This is a genomic window from uncultured Planktosalinus sp., from assembly GCF_963973675.1.
Lineage (GTDB): Bacteria > Bacteroidota > Bacteroidia > Flavobacteriales > Flavobacteriaceae > Planktosalinus.
Genome location: NZ_CAXBAN010000146.1, coordinates 1 through 6,131 on the forward strand (window position 1 = coordinate 1; position 6,131 = coordinate 6,131).

General features: G+C 35.3%; 9 protein-coding genes. 7 read left to right on the forward strand and 2 right to left on the reverse strand.

Features of this window, described 5'->3' with window-relative positions:
* The first annotated feature begins 77 nt into the window (after positions 1-77).
* The 7 genes from AACY61_RS07200 to AACY61_RS07230 all read left to right on the forward strand — a co-directional run bounded on the left by AACY61_RS07200 (position 78) and on the right by AACY61_RS07230 (position 4,839).
* Entirely contained in the window at positions 78-584 is a 507-nt protein-coding gene (locus AACY61_RS07200) for a DUF2480 family protein (protein WP_339610897.1), read from the forward strand.
* Between the two features lie 71 nt (positions 585-655).
* The gene (locus tag AACY61_RS07205) at positions 656-1,564 is read left to right on the forward strand and encodes a DUF3078 domain-containing protein (RefSeq protein ID WP_339610898.1); all 909 of its coding nucleotides are present in this window, start codon (positions 656-658) and stop codon (positions 1,562-1,564) included.
* Positions 1,565-1,694: 130 nt separating this feature from the next.
* A complete protein-coding gene (locus tag AACY61_RS07210) occupies positions 1,695-2,123 on the forward strand; it encodes a RimK/LysX family protein (RefSeq protein ID WP_339610899.1) in 429 nt (142 codons plus the stop codon).
* A complete protein-coding gene (gene rimK, locus AACY61_RS07215; RefSeq protein WP_339610900.1) occupies positions 2,113-2,985 on the forward strand; it encodes a 30S ribosomal protein S6--L-glutamate ligase in 873 nt (290 codons plus the stop codon). Before AACY61_RS07210 ends, rimK begins: the two co-directional genes overlap by 11 nt.
* A gap of 9 nt (positions 2,986-2,994) precedes the next feature.
* On the forward strand, positions 2,995-3,945 hold the full coding sequence (locus tag AACY61_RS07220; protein WP_339610906.1) for a succinylglutamate desuccinylase/aspartoacylase family protein: 951 nt from the start codon (positions 2,995-2,997) through the stop codon (positions 3,943-3,945).
* Between the two features lie 11 nt (positions 3,946-3,956).
* A complete protein-coding gene (locus AACY61_RS07225; protein ID WP_339610902.1) occupies positions 3,957-4,520 on the forward strand; it encodes a 5-formyltetrahydrofolate cyclo-ligase in 564 nt (187 codons plus the stop codon).
* A 43-nt stretch (positions 4,521-4,563) separates the two neighbouring features.
* The gene (locus AACY61_RS07230; RefSeq protein ID WP_339610903.1) at positions 4,564-4,839 is read left to right on the forward strand and encodes a CD225/dispanin family protein; all 276 of its coding nucleotides are present in this window, start codon (positions 4,564-4,566) and stop codon (positions 4,837-4,839) included.
* A 377-nt stretch (positions 4,840-5,216) separates the two neighbouring features.
* On the opposite strand, the gene AACY61_RS07235 is transcribed toward AACY61_RS07230, so the two are convergent.
* Entirely contained in the window at positions 5,217-5,876 is a 660-nt protein-coding gene (locus AACY61_RS07235) for a lipoprotein signal peptidase (RefSeq protein WP_339610904.1), read from the reverse strand.
* Positions 5,877-5,917: 41 nt separating this feature from the next.
* On the reverse strand, positions 5,918-6,131 hold a 214-nt coding region (locus AACY61_RS07240), incomplete at its 5' end, for a TraR/DksA C4-type zinc finger protein (protein ID WP_339610905.1).

Here is a 6,131-nt window from a genome sequence, read left to right on the forward strand (position 1 = left end):
CCGCCTTGGACTCAGGAATTGATGAGTGAAGAAGCAAAACTTGAATTAGGAATGTTATAAAACATCCTTAAGACTCTATGGACAAAATCATCAATAAAGTAGCAAACAGCAAATTGATCACCCTCAATCTGGAAGACTATTACCCTGAAGGAAAACGAGTGATGTTTGATATAAAAGACTGGCTATTTGAAGGTTTAATATTAAGAGAAAAAGAGTTTCGTGAACACGCAAAAAACCATGACTGGAGTCAATATCAAAACGCATATGTTGCTTTAAACTCCAGCTCAGAAGCCATCATCCCCGGATGGGCATATTTACTTGTCACAACATACCTCACTCCTTTTGCAAAAAAAATTGTAATTGGTAACTTGACTGACATGGAAAACACCTTATATGCAGAAATCATACAACAAACAGATTTTTCTGAACTTAAAGGTCTTCCTGTTATTATTAAAGGTTGTACAAACAAACCGGTACCAGAAAACGCTTCAGTACTTCTTATTCAAAAAATCCAACCTCTGGTTAAAAGCCTTTTTTATGGTGAAGCTTGCTCTAGTGTTCCATTATACAAAAGAAAAAGCTGATTGTTTCAATACTAAATTTTCTCTGAACAACTTTATATAAAAAATGTATTTTTGTGATAAAAACATATAACATGAAAAAAATATATATTTCAATTTTTACACTTTTGACTGCAATTTCCGGTTTTTCTCAAGAAGTAGAAGACAAACCAAAAGATGGTTGGACAAAAACAGGGAATTTTTCAATTTTATTTAATCAAGCAGCATTCAATCATGAATGGACAGGTGGTGGCACATCAAATATTGCAGGAAATATTTCCCTTAACTATGATGCCAACTACCGAAAAGGAAAGTTAACCTGGGACAATCGCTTTATGGGAGATTATGGATTAACAAAAATAAAAGGAGACGATTTTGAACGAAAAACAAACGACCGACTTGAAATCAATTCAGTTATAGGATACCAGATTAAAGAATCTAACTGGGCCTACTCCTTTTTTGTAAATTTTAGAACCCAGTTTGCAAAAGGGTATGTGTTTGACGAGTCAACAAGTCCCGTAACTCGCACAGAGACTACTCGCTTTATGTCTCCGGGTTATTTACAGTTTGGACCTGGTTTGTTATGGAAAAAAAGCGACAATTTAAAAGTGAATATCGCACCGGCAACTTCAAGACTGATTTTTGTGAATAGTCGTTTTACAGATGTAGGCAATGACCCTATAGCAATTGAAGCTTTTAATGAAAACCCTTATTTTGGAGTTGAAGCCAATGAGACCTTGCGTTTTGAATTTGGTGCCTCAGTATCTGGATATGCAAAGTTTGATGTAGTTGAAAATGTCACAATGGAGAACATCTTAAATCTGTATTCCAATTATCTGGAAGATCCTCAAAACATCGATATTGATTACACAATGAACTTGGTACTAAAAGTCAATGATTATTTGTCTGCAAATGTTATTTTTCAGGCAATATATGATGACAATGCTGTAAAAGGTTTTCAGATTAGAGAAGTATTGGGTATAGGATTAAACTATAAACTGTAATCCATTTTTTTAAAATTAATAGTAAGGTGTTGTCATAAAAATGGGAACACCTTTTTTTATATTGAACAATTTTACAACTTTCGAAATCGGTAAAGTTATTTAGTATATTGCACCCAAAAACTTACATTTATTGAAACAAACAATTGGCAGAATTGATAAAGCAGACTTTCCATTACTGGAACTACTTCAGATTGCCGTAAAAATTGATACCGGTGCATATACTTCATCTATTCATTGCAAAAATGTAATAGAAGAAAAGGGTGTTTTAAAGTGTAACTTTTTGGATGAAGAGCACCCTGACTATGACGGTAAAGAAATCATTTTTAAAAACTATCAAACCACTCGGGTTAAAAGCAGTAACGGAATTGTACAAACCCGCTATAAAATAAAAACAACCATCATTCTTTTTAATCTAAATCACGATATTTATTTAACCCTTTCAGACAGGGAGGAAATGAAATTTCCAGTACTTTTAGGCAGGACATTTTTAAACAAACGATTTGTAGTAGATACAAGCTTAACTAATTTATCGTTCAAACAGCAACAAAATGAACATTAAAATACTTTCAGGCAACCCTAACCTATATTCAACAAAAAGACTTGTGGAAGCCGCAAAAAAAAGAAATCACAATGTGGAAATTATTGACCACGCTAAATGCGATATTGTTATTGAAAAAAAGAACCCTTGCATTTATTATAAAGGACATCTAGTAAAAGATACCGATGCCGTCATTCCAAGAATAGGTGCTTCAGTCACTTTTTATGGGACAGCAGTGGTAAGACAATTTGAAATGATGCGTGTATTCACCACAACAGAGTCTCAGGCACTGGTGAGATCCAGAGATAAATTGAGAAGTTTACAGGTACTCTCGCGAGCAGGTTTAGGACTTCCAAAAACAGTTTTTACTAATTATTCCCGAAATACTGAAGATGTCATTAAACATGTAGGAGGGGCTCCATTAATTATCAAACTTTTAGAGGGCACACAAGGACTGGGTGTTGTTTTAGCAGAAACAAACAATGCTGCTGAATCAGTTCTGGAAGCATTTAATGGCTTGCAAGCCCGTGTGATTGTTCAAGAGTTTATAAAAGAAGCCGGAGGGGCAGACATTAGAGCTTTTGTAGTAGACGGTCAAGTGGTTGGAGCCATGAAACGCCAGGGCAAAGAAGGGGAGTTTCGATCCAACCTTCACAGAGGGGGTACAGCTACTGTCATTGAGCTTACTGACGAAGAAGAAAATGCAGCCATTAAAGCTGCTCGTGTTATGGGATTGGCTGTAGCAGGAGTAGACATGTTACAATCATCGAGAGGCCCTTTAATTCTTGAGGTAAATTCGTCACCGGGGCTGGAAGGCATTGAAGCAGCTACCGGAAAAGACATTGCAAAAAGTATCATTAGATACATCGAACGAAGCATTTAAAAATAACTTATCTTGAAAATATTAGGCGAAAACATTGCATTGGGTGAAAGTAAAACCATTCTATTTAATATTGCCAAACTTTACACGGCTACAAATGTTGAAATACCTATTATCATTGAACGCGCTCAAAAACCAGGTCCCACGGTTTTAATCACAGCGGGAATTCATGGAGATGAAATCAACGGAGTGGAAATCGTTCGGCAACTCATCGCTAAAAAAATTAACAAACCTAAAAAAGGTACCGTCATTTGCATTCCTATTCTCAATGTATTTGGGTTTTTATCAATGAGCAGACAATTTCCCGATGGACATGATTTAAATCGTGTTTTTCCCGGAACAAAAAAAGGGTCGCTTGCCAGCAGGGTTGCACACCATTTTACAACTGAAATTCTACCTCATGCAGATTATTGTCTGGACTTTCATACCGGTGGTGCCAGCAGGTTTAATGCTGCTCAAATTCGAGTTACCCCCAACGATTATGTAGCCTTAAAATATGCCAAAGTGTTTAACTCTCCCTTTATAGTAATGTCAAAAACACTTGAAAAATCCTATCGCCAAACCTGTCTTAAAATGGGCATCCCTTCTCTTTTATTTGAAGGTGGAAAATCTTTAAGCAGCGACAGAGACATCATTGAGTATGGTGTTCAAGGAGTGATGCGATTTTTAAATCACTTTGATATGCTTCAACATAAATTTAAAGCACCTCCTAAAGAAAATGAACCGGTTGTAATTGAAAAGAGTACGTGGGTAAGAGCTCATAAAAGCGGGCTGCTTCACACTAAAGTTCCTATTAATAAATTTGTGAAAAAAGGAGATGTTTTAGCTTCAATCACAGATCCTTACGGCGAAATGAAAGTGCGTGTAAAAGCACCAAATGACGGCTATATCATCAATGTAAATCAATCACCCATTGTGCATCAGGGTGATGCTATTTTTCATATTTCTACACTTATTTCATAAACTGTAATCATATGAATAAAATCGAATTAAGAAAAAAATACCTTCAATTAAGAAACCAATTAACCATTGATGAAATTGAAGAAAAAAGCATAAAAATTGCAAACAACATTATCAACCTTTCAATCTGGCAATACAACAACTACCATATTTTTTTAAGTATCGTCGAAAAGGGTGAAATAAATACCGAGTATATTCTTCATATTTTACAGGGTAAAGACAAAAACATCGCAGTTCCAAAAACAAATGTAAAGACAAACACTTTAAGTCACTTTCTGTTGACTGACAATACTCTTATTGAAAAAAATTCATGGGGAATTCCAGAGCCTGTAAATGGAATTCCATTTTCAGAAAATCAAATTGATGTGGTTTTCGTTCCTTTATTAGCCTATGATAAAAAAGGAAACAGAGTTGGATATGGAAAAGGTTTCTACGACCGGTTTTTAATTGCCTGTAAAAAGGAAACAATAAAAATTGGTCTTTCCTTATTTGCTCCTGAACCAGTCCCTATTGCTGTAACAAATGCAGATATTCCACTAGACTATTGCATTACTCCTGAAGAAGTTCACAGATTTTAGAAATTTTCCTATCTTAGTATCTTTCAACCTAAAAAATAAACCCATGGAAAACCAACCAACCACTCCACCTGATAACAATTTAGTTTGGGCTATTTTATGCACAGTTTTGTGTTGCCTGCCTTTAGGAATTGTTGCGATTATTAAATCTTCAAATGTTAACACACTTTGGGCTCAAGGTAATTATGAAGCCGCTCAAAAAGCAGCTGATGATGCCAAGAAATATTCCATTTGGGGCGCTGCAATTGCGCTAATAGGAATTGTATTGTATGTATTAATAATAGTCATATTTGGTGTAGGTGGTGCATTTTTGGAACTCTAAGACACTTTTTAAAGCAACGCTTCCTCTCATTATACTGGGAGGATTGCTTGTGGTTTATTATTCCTTCAATCCCTCACAAACTTCTTTTTTTCTCCCTTGCCCTTTAAAATACACAACCGACTTTTATTGTGCGGGTTGTGGGTCACAAAGAGCTATTCATCATTTGATGCATTTTGAAATTTTCAAGGCTTTTAGGTACAACCCCTTACTGGTTTTGAGCATACCTTTACTCATATATGCATTACTTGTGGAATATCTCAATTTTGTTTTTGGCACAAAGCACAGGGTAAAGTTATTTTACAGCAATTTATTTATAGTGATTTATTTTGGGATAGCAATTGTATATTCAATAGTAAGAAACATACCACAGGAACCATTTAATTATCTTGCTCCGCCTTTGGCTTAATTTCATTTGTTGAATGTTCTCCTGTTTCAGCTTTTATCTCTTTTGGAAATGCTCTTTTATTAAAAACAATGAGTAAGCCAACACCGGTACTAATGGCTACATCGGCCACATTAAAAACCGGATCAAAGAAAGTAAAATAATCACCTCCCCATATTGGAATCCATTCCGGTAAGTACCCTTTATACAATGGAAAATATAACATGTCTACAACTTTTCCGTGAAATAAGGTTCCATAAGCTTCCTCAGAGAAGAGTGTCGCTACTTTGCGGTAGCTATCGTCAAATATGACACCATAAAACACAGAATCAATGATATTACCCATAGCTCCGGCAAAAATGAGAGATATGCCCACAATCAATATTCGAGACATTTTTTTTCTGACGGAATCCCAAAGCCAATACCCAATAGCAACAATAGCAACCAAGCGAAAAAGAGTGAGAATGAGTTTGCCATATTCACCGGGGATTTTTGCTCCCCAAGCCATTCCTTCATTTTCAATGAAGAGTATTCGAAACCAGTCAAATACCTTGATTTCTTCGCCTAACATAAAATTTGTTTTGATATAAACCTTAGAAACCTGATCTATTAACAAAATCAAAAATATAATGAGCCCGGCCTTTTTTAGTGTCATGGATTGTTGCAATTATAAATTAGAGGAATGTAAAAAAGCTTTTACATTTGCATATTTTTAGCCTCTATACTTAATGTGGCATGAGGAACCAATTTTAGCCGTTCTTTTGAAATTAATTTTTTTGTCACACGGCAAATTCCGTATGTTTTATTTTCAATACGAACCAATGCATTTTTTAAATCTCTAATAAACTTTTCTTGTCTAATAGCCAACTGGGAGTTAGCTTCTTTAGACATCACTGAGCTTCCCTCTTCA